Genomic DNA, 20,664 nt, shown 5'->3' with positions numbered 1-20,664 from the left:
AGATGAAAGTGCATATCCACGTTTCGTTAAAGCCCGGCGTGCTCGATCCGCAGGGCCGAGCCATCCATCACGAGCTGGAAGCTCTAGGCTTTGCGGGTGTCAATGATGTGCGGCTGGGCAAGCTCATTGAACTGAATGTGGCGGACGGAACGTCAGATGATGATCTGGATCAGATGTGCCGCAAGCTGCTGGCAAACATGGTAATCGAGAATTACCGCATTGAAATACTGGATCAGGAGGCGGCCTGATGGCGTTCCGTTCTGCCGTGGTCACTTTCCCCGGGTCCAATTGTGACCGCGATATGGCAGTCGCGCTGCAGCGTGTTTCCGGGACGGCGCCCATCCGCATCTGGCACGGCGATGCCGAATTGCCCGGCAATCTGGATTTTATCGCCCTGCCCGGCGGTTTTTCCTATGGTGACTATCTGCGGTCGGGCGCGATGGCTGCACGAAGCCCAATCACCAAAGCAATTATTGCAGCCGCCCGGCGCGGCGTGCCGGTGCTGGGCGTGTGCAACGGATTTCAGGTACTCACCGAAAGCGGCTTGTTGCCAGGCGCCTTGATGCGCAATGCCGGGCAGACATTTATCTGCCGAACCGTTCCTTTGATTGTCGAGAATACCCGCTCGCTCTTCACTAACGGATTTGCAGAGAAAGAAACAATCAACATCCCGGTGGCCCACCATGACGGCAATTATTTTGCCGACGAGGCAACGCTGGATGCACTGGACGGTGAAGGCCGCGTGGCGTTTCGTTACGCGGAAGCCTGCAACGGATCGCGCCGCGATATTGCGGGCATTTTGAACCAGGCAGGCAATGTACTTGGAATGATGCCGCACCCGGAACGCGCCATTGAACCCGCGCATGGCGGCAGCGATGGACGGGCTCTGTTTGAAAGCGCAATCAATGGTCTGGTCCGCGCATAGCAAAATGGCAGGGGCCAAGCGTTTACGCCACAGCTATCAGGCCCGAAGTTTCTGCGTGCGGGCGCACAGCTGCCCCGCATCCTCCGCACTCATCGGCCGGCCAAAGTAATATCCCTGGATCTTGCTGCAACCCATTTCGCGGATCATTTGCGCCTCTTCAATATTCTCAACGCCTTCTGCCGTTGTCGCCATTTTAAGGCTATCTGCCATTGCAACAACTGCCCGGATAATCGCGATACTTTCAGCACTCCCCTGCGCGGCGCCCTGTACAAAACTGCGATCCACCTTGATGGTGGAAAAACTTAGCTTTCGCAAATAGCCCAGCGATGAATATCCGGTTCCAAAATCATCCAGCGCCACGGTACAGCCCAGCGCAATGACCTGTTCCAATGCGGCGCGCGCAATATTCGGATCGCGCAGGAAAATACTTTCGGTGACCTCAATCTCCAGCCGGCTCGGTTCAAGTCCGCTGCGCGACAGAGCCTGCACCACTGTGGTGGCAAAATCAGGCTCAATGAGCTGTTCACCCGAAACGTTCACCGCAACGCGGACCCTGCCGGGCCAGTTTGTGGCCTCCTGGCATGCCTCGCGCAATACCCACGCGCCAATCGGAACGATTAGCCGGGTATCTTCTGCCAAGGCGATAAATTTATCCGGGCGCACAAAGCCGTGCTCTTTGCTGTTCCAGCGAAGCAGCGCCTCAAAGCTGACCAAAGCTTCGCTATTGGCATCAACCACCGGCTGATAGTTCAGGTGTAATTCGTTATTTTCCAGCGCGCTGCGCAAAGACACCTCCAGCTGGCGGCGTTCCTCCGCATTGGCGTGAAGCGTCGATTCATACGGACTATGCTCCCCGCCCCCTTCATCCTTGGCACGGTATAGTGCGAGATCGGCGTTACGCATGATCTCCTCAACGGTTTTCCCGTCGCGCGGGCCAATTGCAGAACCAACGCTGGCACCAACATAAAGGGTGTTGTTGTTGATATTGTAAGGCCGTGACAAAGAGCGGATGATGCGCCGCGCCAGGCGTTCAACCAGACCTTTTTCCGACGCATCGCGAATAACGATTGCAAACTCGTCTCCGCCCAGACGGCCGCAAGTCGTGTTATCATCCATCAATTCGTTTAATCGGCTGCTGACTTCTGCCAACAATTCATCCCCCACCATATGGCCAAGCGAATCGTTAATCGATTTGAACCGGTCGAGGTCGAGCATCAGGAAAGCGCAGCGGGTCCGCCATTTTTTTGCATAGGCAATGGCATCGCGCAGTGCCTCATTCAGCATCATGCGGTTGGGTAGCGATGTAAGCGTGTCATACCGTGCAAGATAAGCGATCTTCTCACTCGATTCGCGTTGCTCGGTCACATCCGATCCCACTCCGCGGAAGCCCATGAAATGCTGGTGCTCGTCCAGAATGGGCGTGCCTGAAATCTCCCACCAGCGGCTTTGCCCGTCAATCGACACCCGCACGATGAGGTTAGAGAAATTCTCTCGCGCTTTGAGCTTTTCGGCAAGTTCGTGAAGGCTCGGCGCGAATTTCCCCGATTCCCACGTTTCTCCTGCAATCATCTGCAGAAACGGCTTGCCTTCGACGTCAGCGGGTTTTTGCCCCAATGCAAAAGAGAAGCGCGGCGATGCGCTGCGAATGCGGCGGCCTGTATCAACTTGCCACAACCAATCCGCCTGGTTCTCTTCAAATTCGCGAAGGAGCATCGAGACGACTTCGTTCTTCTCCTCCATTCCAGCCTCGGCAATGCGAGCCACCAGATATGTGCGCCCGCATTCAATCGTGCCCAATATGATGATCAGCAGGACAAAACCCATGCAGACCGCAGCAGTAAATTCCCCCATCAGCGCGGCCGCAGCAATCGCACCGCTTCCCGTCACAAGGTTAAAGATAATTGATCCGAGAGGGGCGGAAGCACGCATCAATGCGGTCGATACAATGAGGGCCAGCGCCACGGTCCAAAGGATCAGCAGCTCTTTAATCGTGCCATACGAGCTGAAAATAATCAGCGGGACGCACCAGATGGCGCCCAGGATGAGCACAGAAATATTCTGCCGCTGGAATTCAAGTCTTGAGATATTACGCGTATCCGCATCCGACAGACCTTTGTCAGATCGCGATGCGTAAAATAACCCGCAAAGCAGCGCAGCAAACCAGCCGCCAATAGCGAGCGGACTGACCAAGGCAAGATATAACCAGGCTGTCAGAGCGGCGGTAACCATGTGGACCGAAACCCGAAGCCACATATTTTCCGCCAGCGAGGCATATTGCATGCTGCGCAAGCGCGCCCAATCATCGCCAACCGGATTGGTCAAACCAAGCACCGCCATAGCTGGCAGATTTTCGGGCAATGCCGGCAGATCGGATCGATTTTCGCTCACAGATTTCCGTTACGGAAAAAAGGTTAGCGTCCGGTAAAGTATAGGGTGACTTCACATAGTTTTTTGCCCCGTCGGAGTATAAGTTAATATGCTGAAAATATTACAGAATTTTTGCCGTAGCGAGCTATTCGACCGTCACCGATTTGGCCAGATTGCGTGGCTGGTCGACATCGGTGCCCTTGGCACATGCCACGTGGTAGGCAAGCAACTGAACCGGTACCGCATAGACCAGCGGCGCGATCAATGGATGAACATTGGGCATTTCTATGGTCGCAATGCATCCCTCGCCCGCATCCGCAATACCGTCTTCGTCAGAGATCAACACGATCTGCCCGCCGCGCGCGCGCACTTCCTGCATGTTGGAAACAGTCTTTTCGAAAAGCGGGCCCGACGGCGCCAGAACAATGACTGGAACCTGCTCATCAATTAAAGCAATCGGCCCATGTTTCATTTCGCCCGATGCATAGCCTTCTGCATGTATATAGCTGATCTCTTTCAGCTTTAATGCGCCTTCCATCGCCAGCGGGAAATCGGACCCGCGCCCCAGATATAGCACATCGCGCGCGGGCGCGATCAGATGTGCCATCGCTGCAATATCATCATCATGCTGCAATGCGGCGTTCAAACAGGCTGGCGCTTCGAGCAGATGTTTGACCACGTCCTGCTCTTCTGTCCGGTCCATCCGACCTTTTTTAACCGCCAAATGCGCCGCTAACGCGGCGAGCACGGCCAATTGGCAGGTGAAGGCCTTGGTTGAAGCCACGCCTATCTCGGGGCCTGCATGGGTTGGCAGTAAGAGATCCGCCTCCCTCGCCATCGAACTGGTCGGCACATTGACCACCACACCAATGGTCTGGCCTGCTGTTTTGCAATGACGCAACGCAGCCAAAGTATCGGCGGTTTCACCCGATTGGGAGATGAACAGCGCAAGACCACCATCCTCCAGCACCGGGTCGCGGTAACGGAACTCGCTCGCCACATCGATATCAACCGGCACCCGCGCAAATTGCTCAAACCAATATTTCGCTACCAGACCGGCGTAATAGGATGTGCCGCAAGCGACGATCGTAATCCGCTTGATCGCCGACAAATCGAAATCTAGTTGCGGCAAAGCCACGCGCTCATCTGCGCGATGGACATAGCTGGCAAGTGTTTGCGCCACTACGGTAGGCTGTTCGAAAATCTCTTTCTGCATGAAGTGGCGGTAATTGCCCTTTTCCACTGCCGCCGCCGATGCGCCCGATGTGGTGATTTCCCGCTGAACCAGCGTATTGTCAGCGTCAAATATAACTGCGCCATCATTGGTTATGACAACCCAGTCGCCTTCTTCCAGATAGGTGATCTTTTGTGTCAGCGGCGCCAATGCCAGCGCGTCTGAACCAAGAAAGGTCTCCCCTTCTCCGTAACCAACGACGAGCGGCGAGCCGAGCCGCGCCCCGATCAACATGTCGGGAAATTCACGAAAGGCGATGGCGAGCGCAAACGCACCGCGCAATTGCGGCAAGACGGCTTTGATCGCCTCTTCGGGTGAGGCACCATTCTCGACCTCTGCGGAGATCAAATGCGCCACCACTTCGCTATCCGTATCGCTTTCCAGTATGCGGCCATTCGCAATCAGAGCATCACGCAGCGGCTTGAAATTTTCGATAATACCATTGTGAACCAAAGCAACATGGTCGGTTGCATGGGGGTGCGCGTTATGCGTGGTCGGTGCGCCATGCGTGGCCCAGCGTGTATGCGCAATACCGATCAAGCCGGGCGCGGGGTTCCCCGCCAGTTCCGTCACCAGATTGGCCAATTTACCCTGAGCACGGCGGCGGATCAGCGCGCCATCATCTATCGTGCAGACACCGGCGCTATCATAGCCGCGATACTCCATCCGGCGCAGGCCATCGACCAACCGGTCTGAAACCGGGTCTTTTCCAACAATGCCAATGATGCCGCACATAGAAGAATGCCTTTAGCGTATGTAAGTGTGATTCTGAAAGTCGCTCGCCACGTTCTTAGCCCAAAAACGTTGCAATTCCTGTAATATTTCCGGGCCGATTACGACACGGGTTTTGGCTTCCCCGCCCACCACATGACGAGACCCGATCCGATAATGATAACCGCACCGATCAGTGTCATTATATCAGGGACATCGCCAAACCACAGCCAGCCGAGCCCGGCCGCCACCAGCAATTGCACGTAGGTCATCGGGGCAATTGTCGCTGCGCCCGCTCTGGTAGTGCCAAGATAAATCAGCAGATGCGCGGTACTCGCGGTGACGGCGACAAAGGCGCACCGTGCCACAACTGTCCAATCGGGCCAGCCAAAGTCCAGCAATTCAATGCCGCTTGCCCTGCCCGCAAATGCCGCGACAATCAGCATGGGCGCGGCGAATGCAGCCAGAAAGACCTGCATTGACAGTGCAGAGCCGGTGCCAGCCGCAGCGCGGTTGCCGAGCACCAATATGCTGACGAACAGTGCCCCGCCGAGCGGTAGCAAAGCAGCAAAGCCCAGCTCCGCCACATTAGGGCGCAGGATCAGCAACACCCCGGCAAACGCGATGACCGCCGCCCCCCAGGTTGATGCCAGCACTTTTTCCTTCAATACTGGCCAGCTGAGCATCGCGACCAAAAACGGCGCGACGAAGCCAATCGCAGTCGCATCGGCCAAGGGCATGACAAATATGGCGGAGAAAAAGCACAAGGTCGCGCCCGCAAGGCTAAAGCCGCGGACGGCCTGTAGCCACATTCTTGCTGGCCGGAACGCTACTGCCCCCTCTTTCAGACCAAGAAAACCGGCCAAGACAACAGCGCCAATGGTAAACCGCAAGGCTGCCACTGCCACCGGTGACCAGTCATTGGCCATTGTCTTGACAACCGCATCACCCACCGAAAGGATGGCAAAACCGGACAGTGCCAGCAGTAATCCCAGCCGCGTATTCTGATCGGTCACGCCGCCCCCCTCTCATCAAGAGGGCTCTATGCTGCGGAACATAATATTACCAGCACCGCAATCAGCGGGTTCTGAGCAATTCGGAGATTGTGGCTTCGGTATGTTTAGCTCGATCAAAAACCCTGAGGCGTGTACCAATTCATCCCCCCAGGCGCGGTGTCAAAATGACGAGGATATCGGGCGGAGCTGCTCGCCGGGAAGGCTGGTTGGCTTACTAAGTGCGGATCTGGGCGAGATCGAAGTCAGTTTGACGGCCTCTGATGGTTCAGACACTGAACGTTCCTGCGCTTGCCTGTTTTTAAGATAAATCCAGGGAACCCGACCTGGATCAAAACGCGTCCGCATTGCTCTGGGGAAAAATGGCGGCATATGGTCGCCGACAATTAAAATATCCGATTCTGGAAAATCGCTGGCCATAATCTCCTGGAAGATCGAATCTGCTAGAACCTTGTGGACGGTATAGCTTCTGCACAGCACCGGAAAATCATCGCGCCACTGCTGCGGCCCTAAGGTACATTTATCCGTCCCGACCTTCTCATCAACCGCGATAGGCAGATGCGCGTTCAATGTGAGCCAGTAAACGAGATTGCGCTCCGATTTTGAATGACGAAGGTAATCACCAATGATCGAAGGCACGTCTGCGTCGCACACACCGTTGAATAACCCCTTGCACGCATCGGCGCCTTTATCGAACAATCCTTCTCTAAATACTTGCTGGTCAAACCCGAGTTTCACGTACCACTCGTCACGATTGAAAAAAGTGCCAGTGAAGGAATGAAAGGCAGCGGTGTGAAATCCCGATTCACCAAATTTTTCTGGCAGACAATGCGCTCCGTCAAATGCAAAGCTCAAATGGTCAGCCCAAACACCGCACCATTCACGTATTTCTGAGTTGGTCGTCGAACCAAAGTACTTACTTGTTCCTCGCTCAGCAATATATCGCGGCTCCAGGATGGAGGTATCCCAATTCCGGTTATCGACCTGACGGTCCGTTTCTGCAATCGGAACCCCCCAACTTTCGACAATGATTACAACCAGATTTTGTGCGCTGACAGTTGCGGGATGGATACCCGCCTGGATGACCGCCGAGTCGATCGGCTCATCAGCCGGTGCCCGCGCTTTGTAACTCCCGCGTGTGTCGGAACTTGCATAGATATCCATATTGACGAGCATCAGTATTGATACGACTGCCATTATATATTGATCTTTTGACACGAACTTTTTGGTGGTCGCACCAAAGCGCAAGGCAACGCCCAGGCCAATGATCATCAATATCAATGCGATAACGTAGTCGGCTGATCGCATCATATCCAGATTATTCAGATATTGATCGGCATAGAATATGTTAATCAAAGATATGTTGAACGAACTCGTTATGTAGGTTGATGGCAGAATTACAAAGATAATTACCAGTGACACATACCGTACAGCTTTCCACGGCAGCTGCGATGCAACCAAGGCCAATGCGCTGCAGAACAATATCGGAATCGTCATTGCCGGTCCGCCGACAGGCCACATCAGGATGATGGCTGCGTTGGGCACCAACAGCCAGAAAACAAGCCAGCGCCACGGTATCTCCTTAAAAAGCTCAAAGCGAAACCATTGCGTCATGTTATTTCCCGCAGATCCGTAATTTTCCACGGAGTGCGGGTACCGAGTTTTGGTTAATTAAATATTTCAGAGCCATGAAAGCGACCGTGACAGCCGCATTTAGAAAAAAATAAGGTTTCCAATCTATTCACCATTTCCATTGAGAACTGATTGGGCGCTGGTGCCCAGTACAACACTTATATCGACGCGGGTTTGTGCCGCGCATGGGGATCACAGATGAGTGCATTTGGACGGAAAAACGGACCAAGCGGTATGGCATCCGGCGCGCGACCATCCTTTGGCGTCGCCCGCCCGATGAAGGGCGATGGCAAATCGTCCAAGCCGTCGGATGTTCCGCCACCCGGCGGTGAGCAATTTCCTCCGCTGCCCGGTGAAGACGAGAGCGCCATGCCAGCCGCCACGCCGCCGAACAAAAGCGACGCGATGACCCGCCTGACCGACCGCGCCAACGCGGTTATGGAAGGGACCGCAGAGATTGGCGGCTTCGAAGCCAGCGTGCATAAAATTAAGGAACAGGTGCTGCCGCGCCTGCTTGAACGGGTCGATCCCGAAGCCGCCGCAACGCTCAGCAAAGAAGAGCTCGCGGAAGAATTTCGCCCGATTATCATGGAAGTGCTGGCCGAACTTAAAGTCACACTGAACCGGCGCGAACAATTCGCGCTGGAAAAAGTCTTGATTGACGAGCTGCTCGGCTTTGGCCCACTCGAAGAATTGCTAAACGATCCGGATATCTCCGATATCATGGTCAATGGCCCGGACCAGACATATATTGAAAAAGGCGGCAAGCTGGTCATCGCGCCCATCCGCTTTCGCGATGAAGCGCATTTGTTCCAGATTGCCCAACGCATCGTCAACCAGGTCGGCCGCCGCGTGGACCAGACCACGCCGCTGGCTGATGCCCGTTTGAAAGACGGTTCGCGTGTGAACGTCATTGTTCCACCACTGTCGCTCAAAGGTACCGCGATTTCGATACGTAAATTCTCCGAGAAACCGATTACCATTGATATGCTCAAGGGCTTTGGTTCGATGAGCGACCAGATGGCGACTGCACTGAAAATTGCCGGTGCGTGTCGTTTCAACGTGGTTATTTCCGGCGGTACGGGTTCCGGTAAAACAACCATGCTCAACGCCTTGTCAAAAATGATCGATCCGGGCGAGCGCGTTCTGACCATTGAGGATGCGGCAGAGCTTCGCTTGCAGCAGCCCCACTGGTTGCCGCTGGAAACCCGCCCGCCAAACCTGGAAGGGCAAGGCGCGATCACTATTGGTGACCTGGTTAAAAACGCCCTGCGTATGCGCCCTGACCGGATTATCCTGGGTGAGATTCGCGGCGCGGAATGTTTTGACCTTCTGGCCGCGATGAACACGGGCCACGATGGATCGATGTGTACGCTTCACGCCAACAGCCCGCGCGAATGTCTGGGCCGGATGGAGAACATGATTCTGATGGGCGACATCAAAATCCCGAAGGAAGCAATTTCCCGCCAGATTGCCGAATCGGTTGACCTGATCGTGCAGGTGAAACGTTTACGCGATGGTTCACGCCGGACCACTGACATTACCGAGGTCATCGGGATGGAAGGCGACGTGATCGTGACCCAGAACCTGTTCAAGTTCGAATATCTCGATGAAAGCGAAGACGGCAAGATTGTGGGCGAATACCGCGCCTCCGGTCTGCGCCCCTACACGCTGGAGAAAGCGCGCATGTTCGGTTTCGATCAGGCCTATCTCGAAGCCTGTCTTTAAGAAAACACCGCGCTAACCCGCAATAATCCCTTTGGCGGCGAGAGCTATCAGCCCGCCGCCAATCATCGCGCAGCACATAAACAGGCCGGTCCACGGAACCCATCCGACACGGTCAAACCGTGCGTGTTCGTTGCGCCTGCGTTCAGCCAGCAGCGCGAGCAATGCCAGCATGATAAAGCCGAGCCCCCACAGGCCGACGATCTCTGCGTCACTTGCAAATATCCAAAGCCGCTGCACATCCATCGCGCCGCGGATATGGGTAGAAATGCCCGATTGCGCAACCACACTTGCACGCCGGCCCCAACCGCCTATGGCGCGGTATATGGACGGTACCATCGCCCGGCCGCGCCCGATGCTGGCGCTGGGTCTTCGCCTGATGACGGCGCTGTCGCTGGCCACGATGGGCGCTCTGCTTAAACTGGCGCAGCAACGCGGCGCGCATCTGCTGGAACTGATTTTCTGGCGGCAGGCGATCACATTTATGCTGATTGGCGGCTTTATGTATTTCGCGGGCCGGATCGCGGCGGTCAAAACCACGCGGTTGAATGCGCATATCCGGCGGTCGGTATTGGGCATTATCGGCATGGTATTTGTTTACGGCGCGGTTATCCTCCTCCCTCTGGCGGAAGCGACAGCCATCAGCTTTACTGCGCCGATGTTCGCCGTATTTCTATCGATGATCTTGTTTGCTGAAAGAATTGGCAAATACCGTGTGGCCGCGATCGCTATCGGCTTCGCGGGCGTGGTGTTCGTTGTGCAACCCGGCGGCAGCGGCGATATCAATATGGTCGGTGTCGCTGTCGGGCTGGTCGCGGCGTTTCTGGTCGCGCTGATATCCATCCAGATACAGGATTTGAACAAAACCGAAAGCCCCTGGGCCATCGTATTCTGGTTTACTGCGCTGACATCACCGGTCGCGGCGTTGGCGTTGCCTTTTGTGTGGACAGCACATGACACCGCCACATGGCAGCTGATACTCGCTGTGGCGGTATGCGGCGCCGCAGCGCAAATGTTGCTGACATCCAGCCTGCGATACGGATCAGCTGCGACGATCATCATTATGGATTACACATCGATCATCTGGGCTACGGCGTTCGGCTATTTCCTGTTTGACCGTATTCCCCCCGCTACGCTCGCCATCGGGGCACCGCTCATCATCGCATCGGGTCTGCTGGTTGCCTGGCGCGAGCGTTTGTTGTCAAAGCGGGCCGCCATGAAAACGGCTGGAACTAAATGATGCATGTGCCGTTGACCGCTTGCACATAAGGATTGATCGCATGATACAGAAAATCATTCTCGCTCTTACACTCATTTTTGTCGGGTTATCGCTCAGCGCGTGCAATACCGTACGCGGCGCGGGGCAGGATCTGGAATCAGTTGCCAACGATGTCGATGAAGCGGTCTGACAGTATATTAATTGTCGTGCTTGCGGCGGTAGACCAAAATGAGGTTGTTGGCCGGCATTGGATAGCGCGCGGTTCTCGCTAGCCCTGCATCCCGCGCAAGCGCATCAAGGTCATCCGTATTGCGCAGCCCCCACTGTGTATTGCGGGCTTTGAGACTGGCCTCAAAATCCAGATTTGATTGCGCGGTATTTATCGCCGCCTCCAGAAATGGGCCATATAATATAAGCGGAGCATGACCCCGCAACGTCGCTGCCGCCCCTGCAAACAGGCCGACACTGGCCGCCCAAGGGCTGATATGGACCAGATTGCTGCAGAAAATTGCGTCAGCGGGCGGGATATCCCACGGCGGATTGCTGGCATCCAGTTTCTGCGGTGCGGCGATATTGGGAAGGCCCGCTTCGTCAGTCCAGGCCCGAATTGAATGCAGCGCATCCACCTCATAATCGGTCGGATACCAGACCGTGTCAGGAAATTGGCGCGCGAAGTAAACGGCATGTTCGCCCGATCCGCTCGCAATCTCCACCACAGAGCCGGTTTTCGGCAGTTCTTTACCCAGCACCTTGGCTATTGCGGCACTGTTGCGCGCTGTCGCAGGGGCGTGGCGTTTCATTTACGTCATCCGGCCCAGTTTACGCGCAGCACGCTCCCGCACAATCAGCCAGGTGAGCAAGCCTATCGGTCCGGCGAGGAATGTGAGCAACAGGATCGGTGCCTGCACTATCCGCGAAAACCCTTTTGCATCTGCATCACGCGCGGTCCATAACCCGGCAAACAGATCAAAGGCGAGGTAATGCACCCAGCCTATCGTTACGCCGCCATCGGTAGCAAACATCGCCCGCACGCCTGCAATCGTCGAAACGCTGATATCACCGCGCGGCCCAACCGGATCGGCAAGGCCGGTGACGAGGGACGCCATACACGCCGTGTAGATCAAACAGAGCAGCCCCACACCGCAATACATGATGGCGCTGAGCGCCAGCGGATGGCGCGGCAGCAGGATCAGTGTGATCCAGCACGCAAGAGCGAGCAGGTTTGCGGCTGCAAAGATAACATTCCACATATCTGTTCCCTTCAATCGCGCGCGATATGCGGCAAACTGTTTGCCGCGCGCATAATCGCGTCACCATCATGAATGAACCTGCCCGCCGCTTTTTTCAGCGCCAGTGCCAGAATACCGTCCGCTGCCACTTCGGCCCTGACCGACCTGTATTTACGATAGGGACCATGCAGCATCATATCCATTACCGGGCTGACAACGGCCGCCAGACTTTCTCCGAGGCGGGGATCATTCCGGCGTGATCCGCGCAGCAGGCCTGGCCGCAGGATGTCGAGCCGGGACAATCCGGCTTTCATCAGATCGCGCTCGACTTCGCCCTTGACCCGCAGGTAAAAGTTTTTGGATGCCGCATCCGCTCCGGCGGAACTGACTGCGATCATCCTCATAACGCCAGATGCCTTTGCCGCCAGCGCCGTATCCAGCACCAGATGCTGATCGACCGCGCGAAACGCCGCCTCATCCTTGCCCGCCTTGGACCATGTCGTACCGAGTGCGCTGACCAGAACGTCAGGCCGCACCCGTTCAAATACCGCTCCCCATTCCTGCGGAGCGGCGACGACCAGCTCCATTTTCGCGCCGGCGGGCAATTTCATTTCGCGCCGCGCGACCGCCAGAATTCGGATATCTTCTCGGCCAACACTGCGTTCAATGAGTGTCCGGCCGATCAAACCCGTTGCGCCAACAAGAGCGATGCTGAGGGGGCTAGACATTGCTCAATCCCTCCGGCTCGGTGCCATAAATCCGGCGGAACTGCTCGATCGCGAACCTATCCGTCATCCCGGCGATAAAGTCTGCAATATGGCGGCTGCGATGTGGTTCGTCCTGCGGCAATGTGTTGCGCCAACCCGATGACATATACGCAGGATCGCGATCAAAAGCAGCATAGAGCCGGGCCACGACATCGCTCGCTTTCGCCGCTGTGGCGAGCTGTTCAGGGTGATAGTATAGCTTGTTATACATGAAATTCTTGAGCTGGCGCTCCTGCGCTGCCATAGCTGGCGAAAAACCGGCGAGCATTTTTCCTGCGCGGCGCACTTCGCCCGCCGATTCCAGGCCCTCTGCATTGCGCCGCGTATGGTCCAGAACGTCATTCACCATCACGCCGATTTGCCCGCGGATCAATTCGCGCAACTGGCGCTCTCTCGCAGCATGGGGGAAACGTTTTTCGACCAGGCGCCAGGCCTCCGCGATGAAATCGAGCGAGAGCAATTCATCAAGATCGAGAAAACCGGCGCGCAGCCCATCATCTATGTCATGATTGTCATAAGCAATATCATCAGCGACTGCAGCAACTTGCGCCTCCAGCGATGCGTGCTGTGACAATTCCAAGGGATAGGCACTATCCAGTTCGCTCAGCGCCCAGCCCGGGTGCTCAACAGGCCCATTATGCTTTGCCAGACCTTCCAGTAATTCCCATGTCAGATTGAGCCCGTCATGATCGCAATAGGGGCTTTCCAAACGCATCAGCGTGCGCAGCGACTGGGCATTGTGGTCAAATCCGCCATGCGCTTCCATCGCTGCTGACAGGGCCTTCTCCCCTGCATGGCCGAATGGCGGATGGCCGATATCATGCGCCAGACACAGCGCCTCGGTCAGATCTTCATCGAGACCCAGCGCGCGTGCGACAACGCGGCCAATCTGGGCAACTTCCAGACTATGGGTAAGGCGGGTTCGGTAATGGTCCCCGTCTGGCGCAATAAACACTTGGGTTTTGCTACGCAGACGGCGGAATGCAATCGAATGGATAATCCGGTCCCGGTCACGCTGGAACTCGCTACGCGGCCCGCGCGCGCCATCGCGGTTCTCGGGAAACTCCCTCCCGCGAGAGGTAGCAGGATCAGCGGCATATAGAGCGCGTGTCATAGACAGGCGGCTTAGGCGAGCGGCGGATCAGCGACAACGGGATCAATAGGGGAACACACTGTGCAGAATGCGGCGCAGGGATCAGTCTTCGTCCATAATCCAGCGCACCGCCGCTTCACAGTGAATCCGCGCAGAATCGTAGATCGGCAGGATGTTGGCATCCACATCAACAATCATGTCCAACTCCGTGCACGCCAGAACGATGGCCTTCACGCCGTCCTGTTCTTTGCGGGTAATGATAGTCTTAAGCGCGCGCTGCGCATCACGCGTAACCTTTCCTACCATCAACTCATCATAAATAATCGTTTCGAGTATCTCGACATTGGCCATGACCGGCGCGGTCAAATCCACACCATGTGCAACCAATCGCTGACGGAAGAAACTTTCCGTCATGACATTGCGCGTGCCCAGCAAGGTCGCCTGTGTAACCCCGTCGGCCTGCATCCTTGCGCCCACCGCATCGGCAATATGCAGGATCGGTATCGCAACATTCGCCGCGACCTGATCGTAGACTTTGTGCATGGAATTTGCAGCGATGACGATGGCGCTCGCGCCAGCCGCTTCCAGTCTTTTTGCTGATGCAGAAATGACATCGGCCGCGCGGTCCCAATCTTCGGCTTTGGTCAGACCGTAAAGCGCACAAAAATCGAGACTCTCGATCAATAGCGGTGCACTGGTCATCGGGGTAGTACGTTTCTGGATGCGTTTATTGATCTGCTCATAATAAATACGAGTAGAGACCCAGCTCATTCCGCCGATTATACCCAGTTTGCGCACGATGTATCCCTCTATCAGAGCGGACGCTTTACGTGCCCGTTACGCGTTCGTCTACCGGTGGCGGCGGCAATGTTTGCGCTGATGAGCCAGCCAACCCGCTTTGCCTCATCCATGCCTTCACGGCATTCGCACTGGCATCGGGCGCTTCCTCCATTGGCAAGTGACCGATATTTTCGAGCACGACCAACTTGCTGTTTGGCAGGTTTTGGTCCAGCCACTGCCCGGCAGATAAGGGGATCACCGTGTCTTTACCCCCCCAAATCACCAGAGCCGGCATGGTCAATTTAGCCAATTGCTGTTTGCTAAACGGTGTGCGGGTCTGACTGAAACGCACAATTGTTGCCGCACGGTTGCCGGGATAACGGAGCATTTCCCAATAGCGATCGATGGCGGCATCGGTCACGATATCCTGGTTGGTGACGCTCTGACGCAGGCTTTGCTCGATGATACTGCGCGGTGAAATATGCTTCATTAATTGGTTAAGCACTGGCGTTTGCGCGATGGTAAAGCCGATATTGCCTCTACTCTTATCCTCCCCCGTTCGTGCACTAGGCGGGGCGCCCGATGCATCGATCAGTATCAATCCCTGCACCCGTTTGGGATGCGCCGCGGCATAGGCGAGCGAATGCCCGCCGCCCATCGAATTTCCGCCCAATATAAACTTCTCTAACCCCATCGCATCGGCAAGCTGGTCGACGGTTTCGACATAGCTTTCAATCTCATACGTCCCATCGGGCGCTCCGCCGGTCAGGCCGTGACCAGGTTGGTCGAACCGGATGATCCGGTACTCATCCGATAACCGCTCAACCCACGGGTCCCAGGTCAGCAGATCGGCGTTGGAGCCATGCAGCAGGATCATCACTGGTGCCCCGGCACCACCATTGGCATTCCCATTGGCTGGCCCTTCATCGCGCAAATGCACCGTCACGCCATTGGGCAGAGCAACAAATTGTGATGGCTCGCCAGCATATTTGGCACGCATTTCGGCCGGATCAGTATCGGGCGTACGAAAAAACAGTAAGGCGATAATCAATAGCGCCGCCGCGCCAAGCAGGATCTTTCCCAAGGTTTTCACTTATTGCATGCCCTCTATCCAGCGCGCGACGATGTCTGCGCCGTCCTGATCTATGGTCGTTTTGCCGAGCTCAGGCATAGCCACACCCGCTTCATTGCTGCGCATGCGGAAAGTCATAATCGAACCATCGGGATCGCCGGGCACGATATCAAACGTATGCCCGCCAGAACCACGCCCAGCAGCCACCGGACGCTTATTGATGCCCAGAGCATGCAGGTCATCCTGTTCCCAGCGCAGATCGAGACCGGAATTGGATGCAGTGGCGCCCGGCCGGTGACAATGCGCACAATTCACATCGAGATAGCCGCGCGCAGATGCGGTCAAATCCGCCGTAGCGCGGTCTTTCCACAGCGGAAAATGACTGTGCCCCTGCGGGACCGCGTCCAATTTGCCCAGGCCGGTCAATTTTTTCAGCCATTCGCCCGATAGATTGCGCGCTTTCGGGCCGATTGGAATAACTACGCCATCCAGGCCGTGGCATTCCTTACACTGGTTCTTATTCGGCACGCGGTAGCTGATACCCTCCCCGCGCGGCGTGACCATATCGATCCGCGCCCCGGCAATGGCCAGCCGCGCGTCGGTTTGTTCATCGCTCCAGATATACGGCAGCGCCACCCAGCCATCGGCGCGGTGCAGTAAAACTCGCGTTTCAATCAGGCGGCGATCCTCTCCCTCACCAAAGGCAAATGTTTTGATCAGCGCAGCCCCAACCGGCAGAGCGAGTAACCCCTCCCCGGCTGCGGAGGCGTTCAGAGCGTCTGGCAGATATACGAAACGCAGTTTCTCCGCCCCGTCGGAATAGAGCGGGATATTGAGCCGGTATGGCATCACATTGGCGGCCGGGATCTGCGCTCTGCCGTTCTGAAAGAACCCGAAATCAGACAGTTTACGCGGGAGATGCCGCTCCTGAACAACGGCGTCATTTACGGTGATAGGGGCCGCAGCGTGCGGAGCGGGTGTCTGCATCAGCAGCGCCCCGCTCAGCGATATCGTGGCCGCCAGAAGACACGCACTATTCTTCACGGACGCGCACGCTGCTCAATATCGGCGCGGTGGGTAGCGGAAAATGCGTCCACTTTCTCAGCGGCAGCCACCGTGCCGGTCACCAAATCTGGGCGCGCACTTTCCGGCCCCTGCCCTTGCTCGCTATAGCCGAGCGAGAGAACCGGCACCTCTGCATCCGCCAACAACGCATCGGTGCCCAGCCCATCCCACATGACAGCCGGGATATTGCCGCCAAACGCTGCGGCCAGCATCGCACCGCCGGGGAAATCGGGCGCATAGCCATTATTGCCGAAGTGGTTGCTGTCCGATACGCTAACCCTGCGCGGCAGCGCATCATACCGGTCATCATCATAGCTCTGTGAATAAGCGACCACCAGAACCCCCGCTGTGGCATTGCCGTCGACAACGTTATTTTCAATCGCGACATTGTCATTCGCCATCACCATGATGCCCGATCCCATCGGCACGCTGGCGACGATATTTCCAGCAGGCGCAAAATTGGGAACATCATTGTTGATCACCAGATTGTGATCGACCATCACATTACCGCCGCCCATCACCGGCAGATTGGGCAAGTCGAATACCAGGATACCGCCTGTATTATGGGCAACGTAATTGCCAAAGACGCGCGCATTGCGGCTGTTCTCTATCTCTATTCCGGCAACATTATATTCTGCGACAGAATTGCGCACGATGATGTTTGTGCTCTGGCCCACGTAAATGCCCGCATCAGATGCGCCGCGCACGGTGACGCTGTCAATCAGCACATCCTCGCTCTCCACCGGATAGACGGCATAGGCACCATTGGTTTCCAGCGGCCCGCCGGTCCATTCCACGCGCAAGCGGTAATAGACAATGGCGTCCGCACCTTTTGATTTTATCCCGTCCCCGCGTGTGTTCTCGACCGCGAAATCGCGCAAGGTTACGTTGTCGGAGGTAATCAGCAAGCCCTCACCTGCATCTCGTTGAGCAGAGAAATCAAGCACCGACTTATTCCTGCCCGCACCGCGCAGGATTACGCTGTCAACATCCAGGGAAAGCCCGTCAGTCAGAACAAAGCGCCCTTCTGCCAGGCGGATCTCGTCGCCCGGCTCAGCCAAAATCAACGCTTCCTGAAGCCGTTCCTGAGCACCTTCCCCCGGCGCGACAATGATCGTCTCGGCGCAAGCTGGCGCGGCTATCATGAGCGCAGCCGCACCTGCCAGACACGTCATGTTCAGCTTTGCCATCATATTTCTCCCGGTTACAATCATTGTGTCCTAAAATTACAATGAAACCAAGTGCCGCTTTCATGCGAAAGACGCATTGGGCATTTTTAAGAGGAATATGCGAATGACAACCGCCAAATGGGTTATGCCCCTGATTGCTTCACTGATGATTGCCGCGCCGGCACAGGCAGCACCTGCATCCATTACCGGCAACTGGAAGACCGATGACGGAAAATCGATCATCCAGTTCTACCAATGCGGATCATCCATGTGCGGCAAGATTTCAAAGTTTCTCGTCCCGGAACCTGCAGGCGGCGCGCGTGACACCGAAAACCCTGACCGGTCAAAGCGGTCGCAACGTCTATTGGGCTTGCGGATTTTCTGGAACCTCAAGGCTGATGGCAGCAAGTTCAAAGGCAACGGCTATAGCCCCGAAGATGGCCGCAATTTTAACGCGCAGGTCTGGCGCGAAGGTAATCGTCTGAAAGTCAAGGGGTGCGTGCTGCTGTTCTGCCGTACTGCGACATTCACTAAGGCCTGAAATACTCTAGCCGATCCCTATGGCACACAGGCCTGCACTGCTGGCGGTGACCGCGACAGCTTCTGTATCATCCGCACGGCGCAGACGCTTGATCAAATCGCCTAGGCCGGTGGGGCTTTCTGCCTCGCCCGCTTGCGGCGCCATACCTTGCTGCAATTTGTAAAGCTGCCAAATCGATAGCCGGTCCACCATCCGTGCGGACATACACTCAGCGCGCTGTTCGGACAGGCCGGAGTCCAGCAATGCAGCCTCTACGCGCCATTGGACAACCGGCTTTGCCGCGCCGGTTTGCACCGCAATCACCGCCAGCAGCGCCACCACAACAATAGCGATCAGCAATTTACGCATCAGCTACACCGGTTCAGTCAAGGTTCTTGACGATCTCTTCGACCATCTTTTTCGCATCGGATAACAGCATCATGGTCTGGTCCATGTAGAACACGTCATTATCGACCCCGGCATAGCCCGCGCCGCCCATGCTGCGTTTTATAAAGAACACCTGCTTGGATTTGTCGACATCGAATACCGGCATGCCGTAGATCGGGCTGGACTTGTCAGTCTTTGCCGCCGGGTTCACCACGTCATTCGCCCCGATGATGAAGGCGACATCGGCCTGCGCGAATTCGCTATTGATATCTTCCAGCTCAAACACTTCGTCATAGGGCACATTGGCTTCGGCCAGCAACACGTTCATATGCCCTGGCATCCGGCCAGCGACCGGGTGAATGGCGTATTTCACGTCAACGCCCTTTTGTTTCAGCACGTCGGCCATTTCGCGCAGCACGTGCTGTGCCTGCGCAACCGCCATGCCATAGCCTGGGATGATGATAACCCGCTCGGCCTGTTCCAGCATGAAGGCCGCATCGGCGGCGCTGCCCTGCTTGTAAGGACGCTGTTCGCGCGGTTCGCTGCCGCTGCTCGATGCATCGGCGCCAAAGCCGCCGGCAATTACGCTGATGAAGCTGCGGTTCATCGCTTTGCACATGATGTAGGACAGGATCGCACCTGACGACCCGACCAGAGCGCCGGTGATAATCATCGCCGTATTGCCAAGCGTAAATCCCATCGCGGCGGCAGCCCAGCCGGAATAGCTGTTCAGCATCGACACCACGACAGGCATATCTGCGCCGCCAATCGGGATGATCAGCAGGAACCCGATAATGAATGCCGCGCCCAGAATGACCCAGAACATCCAGCCTTCGCCCGCGCCGCCCACCGGGCTGATGGCGTATAGTCCTGTCAGCACGATAATCCCCGCCAGCGTGCCCAGATTGATCAAATGGCGCGCGGGCAACAGGATAGGCGTACCCGACATATTGCCGTTAAGCTTCGCAAAGGCAATGACCGAGCCGGAAAATGTAATCGCACCGATCGCGGCGCCCAGCGCAAGCTCTATCCGGCTGACAACCATGATCTGGCCCGCAGGATCAGCAATCCCGAATGCAAGCGGATCAAGAAATGCCGCCAGCGCCACCAGAACGGCAGCGAGGCCAACCAGCGAATGGAACCCTGCAACCAGTTGCGGCATGTCCGTCATCGCGATTTTGCGCGCGATTGTGAAACCAGCAAACCCGCCAATCGCAATAGCAATGGCGATTTCTGGCAATGTCGCAATGCTGTGAGTGACAAGAGTGGTTGCGACCGCGATGAGCATACCTACCATGCCATAACGGTTTCCCGCGCGGCTGGTTTGCGGCGAACTTAATCCGCGCAATGCCAGGATGAACAATACACCCGATGCGAGATAGGCGAGCATCGCCCAGGCAGGCGTTGCAATCGCGCCTGTTCCAGAGGCAAGAAGCGTCAGCATCACTTCTTCTCCTTCTTTTTATACATCGCCAGCATTCGTTCGGTCACAGCAAAGCCGCCAAAAATATTCACGCTCGCCAGGACTACACCTGCAAGCCCGAGCCATTTGGCCGTGGGGCTGCCCGCTTCCGCCGCAGCGATCAATGCGCCGACTATGATCACCGATGAGATGGCATTCGTCACCGCCATGAGCGGCGTGTGGAGCGCAGGCGTAACCGACCACACCACATAATAGCCGACAAAACAGGCCATCACGAAAATCGACAGGATTGAAATAAAGTCCATCAGCGGCATTCCCAAAAAGTAAAATCTT

Annotated in this window: 22 protein-coding genes; 6 read left to right on the top strand and 16 right to left on the bottom strand. The window is 56.3% G+C overall.

Annotated elements, in window-relative coordinates:
• The first annotated feature begins 2 nt into the window (after nucleotides 1-2).
• Nucleotides 3-248, top strand: a complete 246-nt coding sequence (purS, locus tag WA922_RS03135; RefSeq protein ID WP_424770218.1) for a phosphoribosylformylglycinamidine synthase subunit PurS — start codon at nucleotides 3-5, stop codon at nucleotides 246-248.
• Entirely contained in the window at nucleotides 248-925 is a 678-nt protein-coding gene (gene purQ, locus WA922_RS03130; RefSeq protein ID WP_424770217.1) for a phosphoribosylformylglycinamidine synthase subunit PurQ, read from the top strand. Before purS ends, purQ begins: the two co-directional genes overlap by 1 nt.
• 36 nt (nucleotides 926-961) lie before the next feature.
• Here purQ and WA922_RS03125 read toward each other — a convergent pair whose 3' ends face one another.
• The 4 genes from WA922_RS03125 to WA922_RS03110 all read right to left on the bottom strand — a co-directional run bounded on the left by WA922_RS03125 (nucleotide 962) and on the right by WA922_RS03110 (nucleotide 7,864).
• Nucleotides 962-3,262, bottom strand: coding sequence for a putative bifunctional diguanylate cyclase/phosphodiesterase (locus WA922_RS03125; RefSeq protein WP_424770337.1), 2,301 nt, complete (start codon nucleotides 3,260-3,262; stop codon nucleotides 962-964).
• Between the two features lie 175 nt (nucleotides 3,263-3,437).
• A complete protein-coding gene (gene glmS / locus WA922_RS03120) occupies nucleotides 3,438-5,261 on the bottom strand; it encodes a glutamine--fructose-6-phosphate transaminase (isomerizing) (RefSeq protein WP_424770216.1) in 1,824 nt (607 codons plus the stop codon).
• A gap of 98 nt (nucleotides 5,262-5,359) precedes the next feature.
• Complete coding sequence (locus WA922_RS03115) at nucleotides 5,360-6,253, bottom strand: DMT family transporter (RefSeq protein ID WP_424770215.1); 894 nt, start codon at nucleotides 6,251-6,253, stop codon at nucleotides 5,360-5,362.
• 159 nt (nucleotides 6,254-6,412) lie between these two features.
• A complete protein-coding gene (locus WA922_RS03110; protein ID WP_424770214.1) occupies nucleotides 6,413-7,864 on the bottom strand; it encodes a sulfatase-like hydrolase/transferase in 1,452 nt (483 codons plus the stop codon).
• A gap of 216 nt (nucleotides 7,865-8,080) precedes the next feature.
• Here WA922_RS03110 and WA922_RS03105 point away from each other — a divergent pair, with 216 nt between their 5' ends.
• On the top strand, nucleotides 8,081-9,610 hold the full coding sequence (locus WA922_RS03105) for a CpaF family protein (RefSeq protein ID WP_424770213.1): 1,530 nt from the start codon (nucleotides 8,081-8,083) through the stop codon (nucleotides 9,608-9,610).
• 12 nt (nucleotides 9,611-9,622) lie between these two features.
• Here the strand turns inward: WA922_RS03105 and WA922_RS03100 are convergent, their stop codons facing one another.
• On the bottom strand, nucleotides 9,623-9,946 hold the full coding sequence (locus WA922_RS03100; RefSeq protein WP_424770212.1) for a hypothetical protein: 324 nt from the start codon (nucleotides 9,944-9,946) through the stop codon (nucleotides 9,623-9,625).
• Here WA922_RS03100 and WA922_RS03095 point away from each other — a divergent pair.
• Together WA922_RS03095 and WA922_RS03090 are read left to right on the top strand one after the other, a co-directional pair.
• Entirely contained in the window at nucleotides 9,933-10,847 is a 915-nt protein-coding gene (locus WA922_RS03095) for a DMT family transporter (protein ID WP_424770211.1), read from the top strand. The genes WA922_RS03100 and WA922_RS03095 overlap by 14 nt on opposite strands.
• Nucleotides 10,848-10,887: 40 nt before the next feature.
• On the top strand, nucleotides 10,888-11,016 hold the full coding sequence (locus tag WA922_RS03090; protein WP_424770210.1) for a hypothetical protein: 129 nt from the start codon (nucleotides 10,888-10,890) through the stop codon (nucleotides 11,014-11,016).
• A gap of 7 nt (nucleotides 11,017-11,023) precedes the next feature.
• On the opposite strand, the gene WA922_RS03085 is transcribed toward WA922_RS03090, so the two are convergent.
• The 8 genes from WA922_RS03085 to WA922_RS03050 all read right to left on the bottom strand — a co-directional run bounded on the left by WA922_RS03085 (nucleotide 11,024) and on the right by WA922_RS03050 (nucleotide 18,025).
• Entirely contained in the window at nucleotides 11,024-11,626 is a 603-nt protein-coding gene (locus tag WA922_RS03085) for a DUF938 domain-containing protein (protein WP_424770209.1), read from the bottom strand.
• Nucleotides 11,627-12,076, bottom strand: a complete 450-nt coding sequence (locus WA922_RS03080; protein WP_424770208.1) for an ABA4-like family protein — start codon at nucleotides 12,074-12,076, stop codon at nucleotides 11,627-11,629.
• Between the two features lie 11 nt (nucleotides 12,077-12,087).
• A complete protein-coding gene (locus WA922_RS03075) occupies nucleotides 12,088-12,783 on the bottom strand; it encodes an NAD(P)H-binding protein (protein WP_424770207.1) in 696 nt (231 codons plus the stop codon).
• A complete protein-coding gene (locus WA922_RS03070) occupies nucleotides 12,776-13,936 on the bottom strand; it encodes a deoxyguanosinetriphosphate triphosphohydrolase (protein WP_424770206.1) in 1,161 nt (386 codons plus the stop codon). The genes WA922_RS03075 and WA922_RS03070 overlap by 8 nt, the downstream gene beginning before the upstream one ends.
• 81 nt (nucleotides 13,937-14,017) lie before the next feature.
• Nucleotides 14,018-14,713 (bottom strand): aspartate/glutamate racemase family protein, encoded by a 696-nt coding sequence (locus WA922_RS03065; RefSeq protein WP_424770205.1) that lies wholly within the window; start codon nucleotides 14,711-14,713, stop codon nucleotides 14,018-14,020.
• A gap of 28 nt (nucleotides 14,714-14,741) precedes the next feature.
• Nucleotides 14,742-15,788, bottom strand: a complete 1,047-nt coding sequence (locus WA922_RS03060; RefSeq protein WP_424770204.1) for an alpha/beta fold hydrolase — start codon at nucleotides 15,786-15,788, stop codon at nucleotides 14,742-14,744.
• A complete protein-coding gene (locus WA922_RS03055; protein WP_424770203.1) occupies nucleotides 15,789-16,811 on the bottom strand; it encodes an SO2930 family diheme c-type cytochrome in 1,023 nt (340 codons plus the stop codon).
• The gene (locus WA922_RS03050; RefSeq protein WP_424770202.1) at nucleotides 16,808-18,025 is read right to left on the bottom strand and encodes a parallel beta-helix domain-containing protein; all 1,218 of its coding nucleotides are present in this window, start codon (nucleotides 18,023-18,025) and stop codon (nucleotides 16,808-16,810) included. The genes WA922_RS03055 and WA922_RS03050 overlap by 4 nt, the downstream gene beginning before the upstream one ends.
• A gap of 100 nt (nucleotides 18,026-18,125) precedes the next feature.
• On the opposite strand from WA922_RS03050, the gene WA922_RS03045 reads away from it, so the two are divergent.
• Nucleotides 18,126-18,542: a DUF2147 domain-containing protein gene (locus WA922_RS03045; protein WP_424770201.1), complete on the top strand. Its 417-nt coding sequence runs from the start codon at nucleotides 18,126-18,128 to the stop codon at nucleotides 18,540-18,542.
• Between the two features lie 6 nt (nucleotides 18,543-18,548).
• Here the strand turns inward: WA922_RS03045 and WA922_RS03040 are convergent, their stop codons facing one another.
• Genes WA922_RS03040 through WA922_RS03030 form a run of 3 tightly spaced genes read right to left on the bottom strand, consistent with a single transcriptional unit; the run spans nucleotide 18,549 to nucleotide 20,636 of the window.
• Nucleotides 18,549-18,890, bottom strand: a complete 342-nt coding sequence (locus tag WA922_RS03040) for a hypothetical protein (RefSeq protein WP_424770200.1) — start codon at nucleotides 18,888-18,890, stop codon at nucleotides 18,549-18,551.
• A 13-nt stretch (nucleotides 18,891-18,903) separates the two neighbouring features.
• Entirely contained in the window at nucleotides 18,904-20,352 is a 1,449-nt protein-coding gene (locus WA922_RS03035; protein ID WP_424770199.1) for an NAD(P)(+) transhydrogenase (Re/Si-specific) subunit beta, read from the bottom strand.
• Entirely contained in the window at nucleotides 20,352-20,636 is a 285-nt protein-coding gene (locus WA922_RS03030; protein WP_424770198.1) for an NAD(P) transhydrogenase subunit alpha, read from the bottom strand. The genes WA922_RS03035 and WA922_RS03030 overlap by 1 nt, the downstream gene beginning before the upstream one ends.
• Nucleotides 20,637-20,664 lie beyond the last annotated feature (28 nt).

The organism is Pontixanthobacter sp. (assembly GCF_049682855.1).
Classification (GTDB): domain Bacteria; phylum Pseudomonadota; class Alphaproteobacteria; order Sphingomonadales; family Sphingomonadaceae; genus Pontixanthobacter.
The sequence above is the reverse complement of the archived record's forward strand: the minus strand, read 5'-3'. Positions and strand labels throughout refer to the sequence as shown.

Bases quoted from the DNA above. Each gene is read 5' to 3' on its own strand.
- WA922_RS03090 (WP_424770210.1), top strand. From the start codon at position 10,888: ATGATACAGAAAATCATTCTCGCTCTTACACTCATTTTTGTCGGGTTA.
- WA922_RS03030 (WP_424770198.1), bottom strand. From the start codon at position 20,636: ATGGACTTTATTTCAATCCTGTCGATTTTCGTGATGGCCTGTTTTGTC.
- WA922_RS03100 (WP_424770212.1), bottom strand. From the start codon at position 9,946: ATGGTACCGTCCATATACCGCGCCATAGGCGGTTGGGGCCGGCGTGCA.
- WA922_RS03095 (WP_424770211.1), top strand. From the start codon at position 9,933: ATGGACGGTACCATCGCCCGGCCGCGCCCGATGCTGGCGCTGGGTCTT.
- WA922_RS03035 (WP_424770199.1), bottom strand. From the start codon at position 20,352: ATGCTGACGCTTCTTGCCTCTGGAACAGGCGCGATTGCAACGCCTGCC.
- purS (WP_424770218.1), top strand. From the start codon at position 3: ATGAAAGTGCATATCCACGTTTCGTTAAAGCCCGGCGTGCTCGATCCG.
- WA922_RS03080 (WP_424770208.1), bottom strand. From the start codon at position 12,076: ATGTGGAATGTTATCTTTGCAGCCGCAAACCTGCTCGCTCTTGCGTGC.
- glmS (WP_424770216.1), bottom strand. From the start codon at position 5,261: ATGTGCGGCATCATTGGCATTGTTGGAAAAGACCCGGTTTCAGACCGG.
- WA922_RS03110 (WP_424770214.1), bottom strand. From the start codon at position 7,864: ATGACGCAATGGTTTCGCTTTGAGCTTTTTAAGGAGATACCGTGGCGC.
- WA922_RS03050 (WP_424770202.1), bottom strand. From the start codon at position 18,025: ATGATGGCAAAGCTGAACATGACGTGTCTGGCAGGTGCGGCTGCGCTC.
- WA922_RS03125 (WP_424770337.1), bottom strand. From the start codon at position 3,262: ATGGCGGTGCTTGGTTTGACCAATCCGGTTGGCGATGATTGGGCGCGC.
- WA922_RS03075 (WP_424770207.1), bottom strand. From the start codon at position 12,783: ATGTCTAGCCCCCTCAGCATCGCTCTTGTTGGCGCAACGGGTTTGATC.
- WA922_RS03085 (WP_424770209.1), bottom strand. From the start codon at position 11,626: ATGAAACGCCACGCCCCTGCGACAGCGCGCAACAGTGCCGCAATAGCC.
- purQ (WP_424770217.1), top strand. From the start codon at position 248: ATGGCGTTCCGTTCTGCCGTGGTCACTTTCCCCGGGTCCAATTGTGAC.
- WA922_RS03045 (WP_424770201.1), top strand. From the start codon at position 18,126: ATGACAACCGCCAAATGGGTTATGCCCCTGATTGCTTCACTGATGATT.
- WA922_RS03105 (WP_424770213.1), top strand. From the start codon at position 8,081: ATGAGTGCATTTGGACGGAAAAACGGACCAAGCGGTATGGCATCCGGC.
- WA922_RS03040 (WP_424770200.1), bottom strand. From the start codon at position 18,890: ATGCGTAAATTGCTGATCGCTATTGTTGTGGTGGCGCTGCTGGCGGTG.
- WA922_RS03070 (WP_424770206.1), bottom strand. From the start codon at position 13,936: ATGACACGCGCTCTATATGCCGCTGATCCTGCTACCTCTCGCGGGAGG.